The organism is Bacteroides muris (ex Fokt et al. 2023), from assembly GCF_024704895.1.
Classification (GTDB): domain Bacteria; phylum Bacteroidota; class Bacteroidia; order Bacteroidales; family Bacteroidaceae; genus Bacteroides; species Bacteroides muris.
On sequence record NZ_JAMZEE010000001.1, the window covers coordinates 51,964 to 66,770 of the forward strand.

Here is a 14,807-nt window from a genome sequence, read left to right on the forward strand (position 1 = left end):
ACGAATTAATTCGTTGCGTACATGGCTTTACGGGCCGATTTATCAGGTATTATCCGCGGCTTTTTCATTTGCAGCAGTTAGAGGAGCTATCACTTCGCTCCGTCAGGAGCTAAAGAAGTTAGAGCCGGTACTCTTGCGTATGTACTTGCAGAAGTATCGGCTTAACTCCTGAGCCCGAAGGGCGATAACTCCCTTTACCTCCTTTAAATGAAACAGCCTTTGAATGAAATAACCGTGAGCATTATCAGGCGTTTTGACAGATACTGGACTTTGTCGTCTCAGACGCCAGTGTCTGTCCGCTTGAACACCAGTGTTTGTCCGCTTGAACACCAGTGTCTGATAATGGCTGCTCAATACGCTGTAAATCAGTGCTTATTTTTCCGAAAAATAGGTCTGTATGATTCTTGCCTTTGCTTCTCCCACTACGGTTGCCAGCTCTTGGGCAGATGCTTCGCGGATACGCTTCACGCTTTTGAACTCCTTGAGCAACGCACTTTTTGTCTTTTCTCCGATGCCTTTTATCTCGTCCAGTGCAGAGGCTATCTGCCGTTTGCTGCGTTTGTCGCGGTGGAAGGTGATGGCAAAGCGGTGTACTTCATCCTGAATCTGCGTCAGCAACCGGAAGAGGGGGGTGTTCTGTTTCAATCCGATGGTTTGGGGAGGGAAGCCGTACAGCAGCTCGGAAGTGCGGTGTTTGCCATCCTTGGCAAGTCCGGCGATGGGGATGTTCAGACCAAGTTCGTCCATCACCTCTTTTACGGCGCTCATTTGCCCTTTCCCGCCGTCGGTGATAAGGAGGTCGGGCAGGGGAGCTTTTTCTTCTATGGCGCGCTGATAGCGCCGTTTTACGACTTCTTTCATGGAAGCATAGTCGTCCGGCCCCTCTACGGTCTTGATATTGTACTTGCGGTAATCTTTCTTGGAAGGTTTCCCCTTGACGAAGACCACGCACCCGGCCACGGGGTCGGAACCTTGGATATTGGAGTTGTCGAAGCATTCTATCTGCATGGGCAGGCGGTCCAGGTGCAGCTCTTGCTGTATCTCTTTCAGCAGACGTACGGTCCGTTGTTCCGGATTCAATTTTTCGGCTTGTTTCAGGCGGTCGGCTTTGTACTGCTTCACGTTGAGGATGGAGAGTTCCAGCAGTTTCTTTTTGTCTCCCCGTTGCGGGATGGTGAAAACTACGTCTTTCAGTTCCATATCCAGCTCAAAAGGCACGATGATTTCGCGCGAAAGGCTTTTGTACCTCTCCCGCATTTCGATGATGCCGAGTGAGAGCAGTTCTTCTTTGGTCTCGTTCAGCCGCTTCTTGTATTCGAAGGTGAAAGCCTGGTTGATGGCACCGTTCGTGATGTGCAGGTAATTGATAAAAGCAGACTTCCCGTCACTGTCTTCTTCGATGGAGAATACGTCGATATTGTGCAGCACGTTACTTACCACTTCCGATTTCGCCCGGTAGTTTTCAAGCAGCAGGTATTTCTCCTTTATCTTCTGTGCTTCTTCAAACTTCATTTCGGCTGCCAGTTCCTGCATTTGTTGGAAAAGCATCCGTTCTATCTCCTGGGTATTCCCTTTGAGTATTTCCTTGATTTCAGCGATGTTTTTCAGATACTCCTCCTGACTTTGTCTGCCGATGCAGGGTCCTGCACAGTTCTTGATGTGATATTCCAGGCAGACATTGAACTTTCCGGCACGTATGTTCTCCGGAGAGAGGTTCAGGTGGCATGTACGCAAAGGGTACAGGTGCTTGATGAGGTCGAGTAATGCGTACATGGAAGGTATATGGCTGTAAGGGCCATAATAGGAGGAGCCGTTACGGATTATCTTCCGGGTTCTGAATACGCGTGGAAAGTATTCGTTCTGCACGCAGATGCTGGGATACGTTTTGTCGTCTTTCAACAGCACGTTGTAGCGTGGCTTGTATTTCTTGATAAGATTGTTTTCCAGCAACAGCGCGTCTTCTTCCGTATTCACCACGATATACCGGATATCTGCAATCTTGCTTACCAATACCCGTGTCTTTCCCGGTTCGTGCTCGCGGTTGAAGTAGGAGGATACTCTTCGCTTCAGGTTTTTGGCCTTTCCTACGTATATGATGGTTCCTTCAGTATTCAGATATTGGTAAATACCGGGGCTTTCGGGAAGGTTGGATACAATCCCTTTGAGGTAGTCGTTGGTTCGTAATTCAGAACTGCTTTCCATAAATTATCTTGTATCTATAACCTGATTTTGATTTCTTGTTCTCCATGATTGTTCTATCCCCTCCTTTGGTTTCCCTCCTTCCGGAAGGAGGGAAATTGGAGATGGCTTAAGGAGACGATTTGCTTATAATGAAAGCACCGTCTCTACCTCTACATCCTTGCCGAACACTTCTCTCCCGTGGAGGTCTTTCAGCTCGATGATGAAGTTTGCATAAGTTTTCTTGGGATTTGTCTGTTTCACCAGCTTGCAGGCTGCTTCCATTGTTCCGCCGGTTGCCAGCAAGTCGTCGTGCAGCAATACTACATCGTCTTCGGTGATGGCATCCTTGTGCATCTGTATGGTGTCTTTGCCGTATTCTTTGTCATAGCTTTCCTCAATGGTTTCTGCTGGCAGCTTTCCCGGTTTGCGGATGGGAACGAAACCTGCCCCCAGTCTGGTGGCGAGAATTGGTCCCATAATGAAACCTCTTGATTCGATACCTGCTACTTTGGTTATCCCTTTGTCCTTGTACATCTCATACAATATGTCCGAAAGTTCCTGTAAGGCGGCAGGTTCCTTGAACAGGGTTGTAACATCGTAGAATAGAATTCCCGGGATGGGGAAGTCGGGTATTTCCCGAATGCTTTTGGTGATTGTTTCCTTGCTCATAATCAGTTTATTTAATACGTTTGTTGAATTCTTTGTTTCACGTGGAACTTTGCCTCCTATCGTCCGCAAAGCACCAGCAGTACGTTGATGTCGCTTGGAGATACTCCCGGAATGCGGCTTGCCTGGGCTATTGTTTCCGGGTCGATCTTCATCAATTTCTGTCTGGCTTCGGTAGAAAGGGATTGGATGGAGCTATAGTCAAATTTTCCCTTTATCTTGATGCTTTCTAGTCTTGCCAGCTTATCCGCAATAATCCGTTCGCGTCCGATGTATCCCTCGTACTTGATGAGTATTTCTGCTGCTTCTACAATTTCTTCCTTTCTGTCGGATATTTTATCCAGTTCCCGCTTAAAGGCGTTGACGTGTTCGGCAATATTATCAATCGTTACTTGCGGCCGGTTTATCAAATCAATCAGTTTGCATCCTTGGCGGAGCGGGGTAGTGCCGAGCTGTTCCAATGCCGGATTGATTAATGCCGGTTTCATCGAATAGTTCCGTGTGAAGTCTATGATTCGGTTCACGGCTTCACGCTTTTCTGTCAGCAGTCTGTAGCGGTCTTCCTTGGCGAGTCCCAACTTCCATGCTTTTTCCGTGAGGCGCATGTCGGCATCGTCCATACGGAGGAGGATGCGATATTCGGCACGGGAAGTAAACATGCGGTAGGGCTCGTCCACGCCTTTTGTTACCAGGTCATCGATTAAAACACCGATATATGCTTCATCCCTTGCAAGGACAAACGGTTCTCCGCCGTGGCAATTGATGTGGGCGTTGATACCTGCCATGATTCCTTGTCCGGCAGCTTCCTCGTAACCGGTAGTTCCGTTTACTTGTCCGGCAAAGAACAGATTCTTTATTTTCTTCGTCTCCAGCGTATGCTTCAGTTGCGTAGGGTCAAAGAAGTCGTATTCGATGGCATAGCCGGGGCGGTAGATGACCAAATCTCTGAATGCCGGTATCTTTTTCAACGCCGCAATCTGGATGCTCATGGGCAATGAAGAAGAGAATCCGTTCAGGTAGAGTTCTTGGGTTGTTTCTCCTTCGGGCTCCAGAAAAAGCTGGTGCTGCGGTTTGTCGGGAAAGGTCACAATCTTGGTTTCTATGCTGGGGCAGTAACGCGGACCGATACTTTGAATCTGTCCGTTGAAAAGGGGAGAATCGGGGAGCCCTTCGCGAAGGATGCGGTGCGATTCTTCGTTGGTGAAGCAAGTCCAGCATGGAAGCTGTTTGAGGTGGCGTATGCCGGTGTTCATGAACGAGAATTTGTGGAAGTCGCATTCTCCGTCTTGGATTTCCATATCCTCATAATGCACGCTGCGTCCGTCTATGCGTACGGGGGTTCCCGTCTTCATGCGTCCGAATGTGATGCCATGTTTGGCGATGGACTCGGTTAATTGGTAGGATGCAGGTTCTGCCATGCGTCCGCCCGGAAGCATAGTGCGCCCCACGTGCATCAGTCCGTTGAGGAAAGTGCCTGCGGTGAGTACTACACATTTGGCACGGAACGTTACTCCCCAGAGGGTCACTACTCCGGTAATCTCGCCGTTTTCAACGAGGATTTCCTGCACGGTATCTTGCCAGATATGCAGATTGGGGGTATTCTCCAGAATCTCTCTCCATGCCCAGATGAATTTGTTGCGGTCGCACTGTGCACGCGGGCTCCACATGGCAGGGCCTTTGGAGCGGTTCAGTATACGGAACTGTATGGCTGTCTGGTCTGTCACCAGGCCCGTATATCCTCCCAGGGCGTCTATTTCGCGTACTATTTGTCCTTTGGCGATGCCTCCCACTGCCGGATTGCAACTCATCTGACCGATTTTGTTCATATCCATTGTGATGAGACAGGTCTTTGAACCGAGGTTTGCGGCAGCAGCTGCTGCCTCGCATCCGGCATGTCCGGCACCGATTACAATAATGTCATACTTAAACTCCATTCGTTCCGTGTAATTTAAAACTGTGCAAAGTTACTAAAAAGTTGCGGTTTCGTCATGTGTTATCTTACAGAATACTTGTCTGTTTTCAATGTGTGTGAGGGGAGACTCCGGATGAAATATCCTGTAATGGTTAAAGAATTTAAATGACGGTGGGAAAATTAAGAAAGCATTTGTCTGGTAACTTTATTATCAATTTCTTTACGACAACAAAAAGAATTTATTCCTCGTTGTCACGTCCGCAAGCGTGTTACTCCGTAGCAATTCATTCCTTTGTTTGCCTTTTAATCAGTGATACATAAATTTTGAGTGGATGAAGAACAAACAGCTTTCCGTTGTCCCTGCCTGTAGTGATTACACCAGCCAAATTGTTCTCCGAAACAACATCCATCAAAATATACGCGCTTTCGGGAGAAGTAGTGTCGGGTATCGCCTTGGCAGTCTTCTTCACTCTCTTTCTCTATAATTTGAATACCATTAGTTCACTCGCTTTTTATCTATGCATAACGACCTTGGTATTGGCTTTAATATTGTCTCTCTGTTACTTTTGGCCGAAATATATTAAGTTGTTCCGTGACTTGAATGCTATTAAAGAATAGCTGCCAATTCTTTATTGACAATTCCGATTTAAATGTTGTTCTGACGTCGACGTCGGATTCGCGGGAATGGCGGAAAAGATAGATAGGCTGTTCGGTGCAGGAACCTGCAAATTTAGGATAATCCGGAAGTTTTAAGCGTCAGAAGGGATAAATGTGGCATTTATTGGCTCGAAATTTCTATTCTTTTTTTCAGAATCGGCTTATCTTTGCTTTCGTAGAAACCAATAAAAAGTTATAATACAATGAGAAGACTTTTCCTCATATCGTCATTCTTGACGTTGTTTGCAATCGGAAGCTCGGCACAATGGAAGCCGGCAGGTGATAAAATCAAAACGGACTGGGCATCCCAGATTAATCCCGCGAATGTGTTGCCCGAATATCCTCGTCCCATCATGGAACGGAGTGACTGGAAGAACTTGAACGGACTGTGGAATTATGCCGTTATAAATAAAGGTGAGCATCTTCCGGCAGAGTTTGAAGGACAGATACTTGTTCCTTTCGCCATCGAATCCTCCTTGTCCGGAGTCGGAAAAAGAATCAATCAAAATCAGGAACTGGTCTACCAGCGCAGTTTTGAAGTTCCTTCCTCCTGGAAAGGAAAACAAGTACTGCTGCACTTTGGCGCTGTCGACTGGAAAACGGACGTGTGGGTGAATGATGTGAAAGTAGGCAGCCATACGGGTGGATTTACCCCGTTCTCCTTCGACATTACTGCCGCCCTTTCCGCCAAAGGTGCCAATCAGTTGGTTGTAAAGGTTTGGGACCCGACGGACAAGGGACCTCAACCCCGTGGAAAGCAAGTCAACAATCCGGAAGGTATCTGGTACACTCCGGTAAGCGGTATCTGGCAGACGGTATGGATGGAGCCGGTTGCCGGAAAGCATATCGAGAACCTCCGTATCACTCCCGATATTGACCGTAACATGCTGACGGTGAAAGCTGAACTGAATGCCGGATGTCCATCAGACCTTCTGGAAGTGAATGTGTATGACGGCAGTCAACTGGTAGCTACCGGCAAAAGTATCAATGCAGAGCCGGTGGAGGTGGCTATGCCCGGGAATGCCAAGTTGTGGAGTCCGGATTCTCCCTTCCTCTATACACTGAAAGTGACGCTGAAAAGCGGAGGCAAGGTAGTGGACAAAGTGGATAGCTATGCTGCCATGCGTAAGTACTCCACCCGTCGTGACGCGGATGGTATCGTACGCCTGGAACTGAATAACGAGGCTTTGTTCCAGTTTGGACCGCTGGACCAGGGTTGGTGGCCCGACGGACTGTATACAGCTCCCACAGACGAGGCTTTGCTGTATGATGTACAGAAGACGAAAGATTTCGGTTTCAATATGATTCGCAAGCATATCAAGGTGGAACCGGCACGTTGGTACACACATTGTGACCGTTTGGGTATCATCGTATGGCAGGATATGCCGAGCGGTGACCGTAATCCGGAATGGCAGAACCGTAAGTACTTCGACGGAACGGAACTGAAACGCTCTGTCGAGTCGGAAGCAATCTACCGCAAGGAATGGAAAGAAATCATGGATTGTCTCTACTCTTATCCGTGCATCGGCACATGGGTGCCGTTCAACGAAGCTTGGGGACAGTTCAAGACGGTAGAGATAGCCGAATGGACAAAGCAATATGACCCGACCCGTCTGGTGAATCCGGCAAGCGGCGGTAACCATTATACTTGCGGTGACATGCTCGATCTCCACAACTATCCCCAACCGGAAATGTATCTGTATGATGCACAGCGTGCCACGGTTTTGGGTGAGTATGGTGGCATCGGCCTTGTCTTGAAAGACCATATCTGGGAACCGAACCGCAATTGGGGATATGTTCAGTTCAACTCTTCCAGAGAAGTGACTGATGAGTACGTGAAATATGCCGATATGCTGTATCGGATGGTGAAAAAAGGTTTCTCGGCAGCCGTCTACACGCAGACCACGGATGTGGAAGTGGAAGTGAACGGTCTGATGACTTACGACCGCAAGGTGATAAAGCTGGATGAGAAGCGTGTGAAGGAGATAAATACGCGTATTTGCAATGCGTTGAAAAAATAACCGGGCAATAATTTCATAATGATGAGTGATTGGCGTAAATTGCCGGTCACTCATCATTGTTGTTGGGCTTAAAGCATATTGTTGTTATGAAACGATTGATTATAAAGCTTTTCCTTTGTTTGTGTATGGGAGCGGTGTTACCGGTCTGTGCGCAGGATGCCGTTCATTACTATTTCAGAACGATGGATATCCGGAACGGTCTTTCGCAGAACACCGTGTATCAGATTTTGCAGGATAGAAAAGGCTTTATGTGGTTTGGGACCAAGGACGGTCTGAACCGTTATGACGGATTGTCTTTCCGTGTCTACAAGAAGGAGAATTCCGGTTTAGGAAAGAACTTCATAACTGCGCTCTATGAAGACTGCCGGGGCAATATCTGGATTGGTACCGATGGAGGAGTCTTTATTTACAATCCCGTACTGGATTTCTTTACCGCTTTCGATGAGGCCAGTGATAACGGCAGTGTTATCAGGGATTTTGTCACCATGATTGGAAGTGACGAGGACGACAATATCTGGATATCGGTAGAAAACCAAGGGCTGTTCTGCTATAGACTGGATGAAGGGAAACTTCTGAACCGTCTGCATGATTCGGGACTGCCCAACGTCACCCGCTTCTGGCTGAATGGGAATACTTGTTGGCTGGCTTTGTATGCGGATAATCTTTACTATACGAAAGCTGATTTTGAGACTCCTCTGCAGCCTTTCAAGGATGCGGAAGGAAATGAGATTTTCAAGAACGACATTATCAACTGGCAGGTCAGCGGACCCCATAACTGCGTATATATCGCTTCGCTGAACGGGTTGACAGAGATAAACCAGACTACAGGCAAGACGCGGAAGCTGCTGGACACCTATGTGAGGACTTTGCAGTTCAAATCTGACGACGAGCTATGGGTGGGTGCGGAGTCCGGTTTGTATATTTACAATCTGACGAATGACAAGATTACCCATTTGACCGTTCCCGACCAGGATGATTCGTATGCATTGTCGGACAAAGCCATTTATTCGCTCTGCTGCGACAAGGAGAACGGTATGTGGATAGGGTCTTATTTTGGTGGAGTGAACTATTGTCCTTATCAATGGACTTATTTCGAGAAGTTCTATCCGAGAGACAATCTCAGGCATTTCGGCCGTCGTGTACGGGAAATCTGTGAAAGCAATGACGGCACCTTGTGGATAGGCACCGAAGACAAAGGCTTGTTCAATTACAATCCGGAAAACGGAAAGATAGTGCCCTTTGAGCATCCGGGCATTTATCAGAATATCCATGGCCTTTGCCTGGACGGGGATGATTTGTGGGTAGGTACGTTCTCCGGTGGCTTGAACCGGGTGAATCTTCCTACCGGGCAGGTGAGACATTATGCCAAGGGTGAGAGTGAGAATTCCATGGCCGCCAATGACGCCTTCACCATTTGCAGGACTACTACGGGAGACGTGTGGATAGGCACTACATCCGGTCTGTTGAAGTACAATCGTTCCACAGACGACTTTGTCCGGATTCCTCAGTTGAAGAATCTGTTTACTTACGACATTCTGGAGGACTTCAACGGGAATCTGTGGTTTGCCACGTTCTCTAATGGAGTGTTCTGCTACAATGTAAGAAGTCGGCAGTGGAGGAACTATCTGTCTAATGAGAACGATTCGACCTCTCTTTCCTACAATAAGGTTATCAGTATCTACGAAGACAGTAAGAAGCGTTTGTGGTTCACGACGCTGGGTGAGGGCTTTTGCCGCTACAATCGGGAAACGGACAACTTTACCCGTTATGACATGTCGAAAGGTTTTCCGAGCAATACCATCTACAAGATGGTCGAGGACAAGCGGGGAAACTTATGGATTACTTCCAATTATGGCCTGGTCTGCTTCAATCCCGATACGGAGAGCAAACATGTCTATACCACGGCAAACGGGCTGCTGAGCAACCAGTTCAATTTCCAGTCCGGTTACATTGACAAGAAGGGGCGCATCTATTTAGGTAGTATCAACGGATTCATAGCCTTTGACCCGGAAACTTTTGTGGAGAACACTTTTCTCCCTCCCGTAGTGATTACAGATTTTTATCTGTTCAACAAACGGCTTTCGGTGGACAGTCCGGATTCTCCTTTGGAGAAGAGCATCACCTATGCGGATGAGTTAGAATTGGATGCCGACCAGAATTCCTTCTCTTTCCAGGTTGCGGCCCTGAGTTACCAGGCACCCGAAATGAATGGTCTTGAATGTAAGCTGGAAGGCTTTGACCGCGACTGGTATACGGTAGGACGGAATTCTATCATCAACTATTCAAACCTTCCATACGGAAGCTATACATTGCGTATAAAAGGTTCCAATAGCGATGGCAAGTGGAACGTGGCGGAACGTGTGCTCGACATCCATATCCGTCCTCCTTTCTATCTTTCCACTTGGGCGTATGTCGGTTATGCGGTATTGGTGCTGTGTTCGCTGGTTGGCATAGTTATCTATTTCAGAAAACGGACCCGGCAGAAGCACCAGCAGGCTATGGACAAGTTTGAGCGGGAAAAGGAGCGGGAGTTGTATACTGCAAAGATAGACTTCTTTACGAATGTAGCACACGAGATACGTACTCCGCTTACACTGATAAAGAGCCCGCTTGAGAATGTACTGGCTTCCCAGTCTGTTTCGGATGACATCAGGGATGATTTGGAGACCATGGAGTTGAACACCAACCGGCTGCTCGATCTGGTGAATCAGTTGCTGGACTTCCGGAAGACAGAGACACAAGGTTTCCAATTGAATTTTGTGGAATGTGACGTGTCTGAGCTCTTGCAGAAGACGTATAAGCGCTTCAATCCCCTGGCACGTGAAAGGGGGCTGGCATTGAGTATAGAGACTCCCGAAAGCTTGTATGCTTCGGTTGACAGGGAAGGGCTTACCAAGATTATCAGCAATTTGCTGACCAATGCGATAAAGTATTCGGAGACCTATATACGCATCAGGTTATATTCGGAAGGTGAAAGACTGCTGCTTTCCGTATGCAATGACGGCCTTGTCATTCCGGCAGAGATGCGCGAGGAGATTTTCAAGCCGTTCATCCAGTATAAAACCGGTACGTTGCGCTCTGTGCCCGGCACCGGTATCGGGCTTGCGCTTGCCCGTTCATTGGCCGAGTTCCATGAGGGTACGTTGTGCATGGAAGATTCGATGGAGAACAACTGTTTCTTGCTGTCACTTCCACTAAGGCACGAGCAGACGGTGGTCGTAGAGCATAAAGAACCGGTAACGTGCGGGGAACCCTCCGAGGAAAGTGGTGCAGGTACTGCCTTGGAACAGCACCGGTATACCCTTTTGGTGGTGGAAGACAGCCCGGAGATGCAGGCATTTGTTGTAAAACAGTTCTCTTCGGAATATCGTGTGCTGACTGCCATGAACGGAGTGGAAGCTTTGAAAGTGTTGAAAGAGCATACCGTAAATCTTGTCATTTCAGACATAATGATGCCCGAGATGGACGGACTGGAGTTGTGCGAGCATCTGAAGTCCGAGCTTGATTGTAGCCATATACCGATTGTCCTGCTTACGGCGAAGACGACCCTTCAAGCCAAGATAGAGGGAATGAAGCTGGGGGCTGACGTATATATAGAGAAACCTTTCTCCGTGGAATACCTGAAAGTTTGTGTGGCCAATCTGCTGAATAACCGTGAGAAGCTACGGGCTTCTTTTGTCAATTCTCCTTTTGTGCAGACGGGCAGTATGGCAATGACAAAGGCAGATGAGTCTTTCCTTAAAACATTGAAGGAAGTGGTGGTTGCCAATATGCAGAATCCGGATTTCTGTCTGGATGATATGGCAAGCCTGCTGAACATGAGCCGTTCGAGCCTGAATCGGAAGATAAAGGGCATATTGGATATGACTCCCAATGACTACATCCGCTTGGAACGACTGAAGAAAGCGGCGCAGCTTTTGAAGGAGGGGGAGTGTAAAATCAATGAGGTTTGCTATATGACCGGCTTCAATACTCCTTCCTATTTTACCAAGTGCTTTCAGAAGCAATTCGGCATTCTGCCCAAAGACTTCGTGAAATGATAGCATGGAATGCTTGCTAAATATAACAATCCAATCAAATGCCCCTGAGAGACATCTCAGGGGCATTTGATTGGATTTATAATTGCATAGATTGAAGCAATATTTGCATTAATTTTAGCTTTATGCGGATATATTTGCATCCGAAAATCAACAGTATCATAATACTATGACCCCTATGCCTATGACGTAACAAATCCTAATCAATGTTCTATGATTGGCAGAAGTGACTAATCACTTTCTGCGGTGTATTTAAAAGGCGGACGTTAGTTTTCGCATAGTTTTAAAATCTAATTCTATAAAAAATGATCAAGAAAATCTTATTCTTATTCTTTGTTGTGTTTGCAGCTACCGCTTATTCACAAGATGTGACCATAACGGGAACGGTGACGGATGCAAATAGTGAGCCTTTGGTGGGCGTGAATGTATTGGTGAAGGGTACTACCACGGGTGCCATTACCGATATTGATGGTAATTTCTCAGTGAGTGGAAAGAAAGGAAGTACACTCGTTTTCTCTTATATCGGTATGCTTACGCAGGAAGTTGTCTATAAGGGAACTGCCTTGCGCGTGGTGATGAAAGATGATTCGAAAGCACTGGAAGAAGTGGTTGTCATCGGTTATCAGACTGTGAAGAAATCCGACTTGACTGGAGCGGTTGCCGTTGTTGATACCAAGGAAATGAAGAAAAGCGCTGCAGGGACACTGGCGAGCCAGATGCAGGGCTTGGCAACCGGTGTCAATGTTCGCAGCAGTGGGCGTGCAGGCGAGGATGCCGATATTCAGATTCGTGGTGTAGGCTCGTTGAGCAACAACTCTCCGTTGTGGGTCATCGATGGAATGATTACCAATCCGGGCGTTGACTTCAATCCGGCCGATGCGGAATCTATTCAAATTTTGAAGGATGCTTCTGCTGCTGCCATTTACGGTTCGCGTGCTGCCAATGGTGTGATTATCGTTACTACCAAGAAAGGTACGAAAGGTCCCATGAAAGTGAATGTAAGCGTAAAGGAAACATTGGAGTGGAGCCCGAAATTTGATTTGATGAATGCGGCAGAATATATCAAGTATAATGATATTGCCTATAATGAAGCTATCAAAGATGGCATTGCTACTGTAAACAGCACTCAGAAACACTCACAGTATGACACCAACTGGCAGGATGAAGTGTTGAAGACCGCATTGGTGCAGGACTACAACGTATCACTCTCCGGTGGCGGCGACTCCGGTAGTTATTTTGTATCAGCCGGTTACTATAACAATGACGGTGTTTCTTATGGAAATACTTTCGACCGTTATAGCTTTCGTGTCAATACACAAGGTAAAAAGGGCTGGTTCTCTTTTGGTGAAAACTTGGCTTATTCACTCACAAACACAGACCCGAACCAGACAAATACCTACAATGACTTTTTGCGTATGATGCCTACCATTCCTATCTATGATGAGAATAATCCAGGTGGATATGGCTATGGTGATGCTGCCAAATACAATACTTTTGGTGTGAACCCGATTGCTCGTGAAGATTTGGAATATCGTCATTTCCGTCAGAATCGTTTGAATGGTTCTTTATGGCTGGAATTCAAGCCTTTCGAATTCCTTTCCTATAAATTCAATGGTGGTATTGACCTTTACTTTTATGAGAATTCATGGTTCCGTGGAGAAGGTAACTGGACTCAGAACCAGGAACACCGTGACCCGGAAAGCCAGAAGGCACGTGACAATACTTACAATATGCTGGTTGAACATACTTTGAACTTTAATAAGGATTTTGGCAAGCATCATGTGGATGCTGTAGTCGGTACTACTTACCAGCACCATGAGTGGGAAGGTTTGTGGGCTTCCCGTCTGAACTTCCCGATGTTGGGTAACGGTGATTACCTGACCGTATTGAATGCCGGACAGAGCAACCAGCAGAATACAAACAGCATCAGTGAAAATGCGATGATTTCTTATTTGGGACGTGCGAACTACATTTATGATGATAAATACTATTTGACCGCCACCTTCCGTCGTGACGGAACTTCCCGTCTGGCTAAGGAGAATCGTTGGGGTAATTTCCCATCATTCTCCGGTGCCTGGAGAATTTCAAAAGAGGAATTCTTTGATGTACCTTGGATTAATGATTTGAAGATTAGAGGTAACTGGGGCCGTCTTGGTAACTCTTCCATTGGCGATTGGGATTATATTGGAACTATCAATCAGAGTATTGTAACTGTATTCGGAGGTGCTATTGTTCCGGGTTCTACTCAGGTGAAACTTGCGAATGCAGGTCTTGTTTGGGAAACGAAAGAAACGGTGAATGTAGGCTTTGATGCCAGTTTCCTTAACCAGCGCTTGACTGTCAGCGCAGAGTATTACAACTCAAAGACCAGTGATGTATTGGCAGAGACTCCGATTGCCATTTCTACCGGTAACCAAGGAGGTTCTCCATGGAAAAATGCTGCCAGCTTGCGCAACAAGGGCTTCGAGTTTACACTTGGTTGGAAAGATCAGATTTCGGACTTTAGGTATAGCGCTTTGCTGAATGTGACTACTATGGATAACGAAGTATTGAGCTTGGGTCGTGATGGTACTAATAGAGATTATATTGATTCTGGTCAGGCAAGAACTAAACCGGGCAGATCTTTGGCTGAATTTTATTTGAGAAAAACAGACGGTATCTTCAAGACACAAGAGCAGATTGATAATTATGTGACATCTACGGGTACCCCCATTATGATTGAGGGAAAGCGTCCTCAATTGGGAGATGTGAAATACCTTGACTTGAATGATGATGGAGAGATTACTGATGCCGACCGTGATTATTGCGGTAGTCCCTGGGCCAAGATGCAAATGTCATTGGTATTCAATGCAGAGTGGAAGAACTTCGATTTCAGTATGATGTGGAATGGTCAGTTCGGCAATAAGATATACAACGTATCCCGCTGGCAAGGACGTCTGTTTGCAGACAACTCTAACTATATTCGCTTTGAAAAGGGTGAAGAACCTTACCAGGTAAATCCTAACTCCAATACCCCGCGTATCATTTACGGTGATTTCCGTAACTCCCGTGATGCCGACCGTTTCTTGGAGAATGGCTCTTATTTCCGCATGAAGAACATTTCTATCGGTTATAACTTCAAGCAGAAGTGGCTGACCAACCTGGGTGTTGAGAAACTCCGTCTGTTTGCTACCGGTAGCAATTTGATTACTATCACCGGATATTCCGGCTTGGATCCTGACTTCAAGGGCGCGAATTCCGTTTGGAACAGTGGTACGGACAGTTTTGCATATCCTAATACCCGTTCGGTAATGTTTGGATTGGATTTGACCTTTTAACTTATAAATCAGCTTA

Annotated in this window: 7 protein-coding genes; 3 read left to right on the forward strand and 4 right to left on the reverse strand. The window is 46.8% G+C overall.

Annotation, left to right across the window (positions count from 1 at the left end; genetic code table 11):
* Positions 1-372: 372 nt before the first annotated feature.
* From uvrC to M1B78_RS00170, 4 genes are all read right to left on the reverse strand, one after another.
* On the reverse strand, positions 373-2,202 hold the full coding sequence (uvrC, locus tag M1B78_RS00155; RefSeq protein ID WP_136008763.1) for an excinuclease ABC subunit UvrC: 1,830 nt from the start codon (positions 2,200-2,202) through the stop codon (positions 373-375).
* Between the two features lie 123 nt (positions 2,203-2,325).
* Positions 2,326-2,850, reverse strand: coding sequence for an adenine phosphoribosyltransferase (locus tag M1B78_RS00160; protein ID WP_257939559.1), 525 nt, complete (start codon positions 2,848-2,850; stop codon positions 2,326-2,328).
* Positions 2,851-2,906: 56 nt separating this feature from the next.
* Positions 2,907-4,781, reverse strand: coding sequence for a tRNA uridine-5-carboxymethylaminomethyl(34) synthesis enzyme MnmG (gene mnmG / locus M1B78_RS00165; protein ID WP_257939560.1), 1,875 nt, complete (start codon positions 4,779-4,781; stop codon positions 2,907-2,909).
* Between the two features lie 262 nt (positions 4,782-5,043).
* Positions 5,044-5,229: a hypothetical protein gene (locus M1B78_RS00170; protein ID WP_257939561.1), complete on the reverse strand. Its 186-nt coding sequence runs from the start codon at positions 5,227-5,229 to the stop codon at positions 5,044-5,046.
* A 390-nt stretch (positions 5,230-5,619) separates the two neighbouring features.
* On the opposite strand from M1B78_RS00170, the gene M1B78_RS00175 reads away from it, so the two are divergent.
* From M1B78_RS00175 to M1B78_RS00185, 3 genes are all read left to right on the forward strand, one after another.
* Entirely contained in the window at positions 5,620-7,437 is a 1,818-nt protein-coding gene (locus M1B78_RS00175; protein WP_257939562.1) for a glycoside hydrolase family 2 protein, read from the forward strand.
* 86 nt (positions 7,438-7,523) lie between these two features.
* Positions 7,524-11,477 carry a hybrid sensor histidine kinase/response regulator transcription factor gene (locus tag M1B78_RS00180; RefSeq protein ID WP_257939563.1) on the forward strand — a complete coding sequence of 1,318 codons (3,954 nt, stop codon included), beginning with the start codon at positions 7,524-7,526 and terminating at the stop codon, positions 11,475-11,477.
* A 302-nt stretch (positions 11,478-11,779) separates the two neighbouring features.
* Positions 11,780-14,791 carry a SusC/RagA family TonB-linked outer membrane protein gene (locus M1B78_RS00185; RefSeq protein WP_257939564.1) on the forward strand — a complete coding sequence of 1,004 codons (3,012 nt, stop codon included), beginning with the start codon at positions 11,780-11,782 and terminating at the stop codon, positions 14,789-14,791.
* Positions 14,792-14,807 lie beyond the last annotated feature (16 nt).

Bases quoted from the DNA above. Each gene is read 5' to 3' on its own strand.
- M1B78_RS00180 (WP_257939563.1), top strand. From the start codon at position 7,524: ATGAAACGATTGATTATAAAGCTTTTCCTTTGTTTGTGTATGGGAGCG.
- M1B78_RS00185 (WP_257939564.1), top strand. From the start codon at position 11,780: ATGATCAAGAAAATCTTATTCTTATTCTTTGTTGTGTTTGCAGCTACC.
- uvrC (WP_136008763.1), bottom strand. From the start codon at position 2,202: ATGGAAAGCAGTTCTGAATTACGAACCAACGACTACCTCAAAGGGATT.
- mnmG (WP_257939560.1), bottom strand. From the start codon at position 4,781: ATGGAGTTTAAGTATGACATTATTGTAATCGGTGCCGGACATGCCGGA.
- M1B78_RS00160 (WP_257939559.1), bottom strand. From the start codon at position 2,850: ATGAGCAAGGAAACAATCACCAAAAGCATTCGGGAAATACCCGACTTC.
- M1B78_RS00175 (WP_257939562.1), top strand. From the start codon at position 5,620: ATGAGAAGACTTTTCCTCATATCGTCATTCTTGACGTTGTTTGCAATC.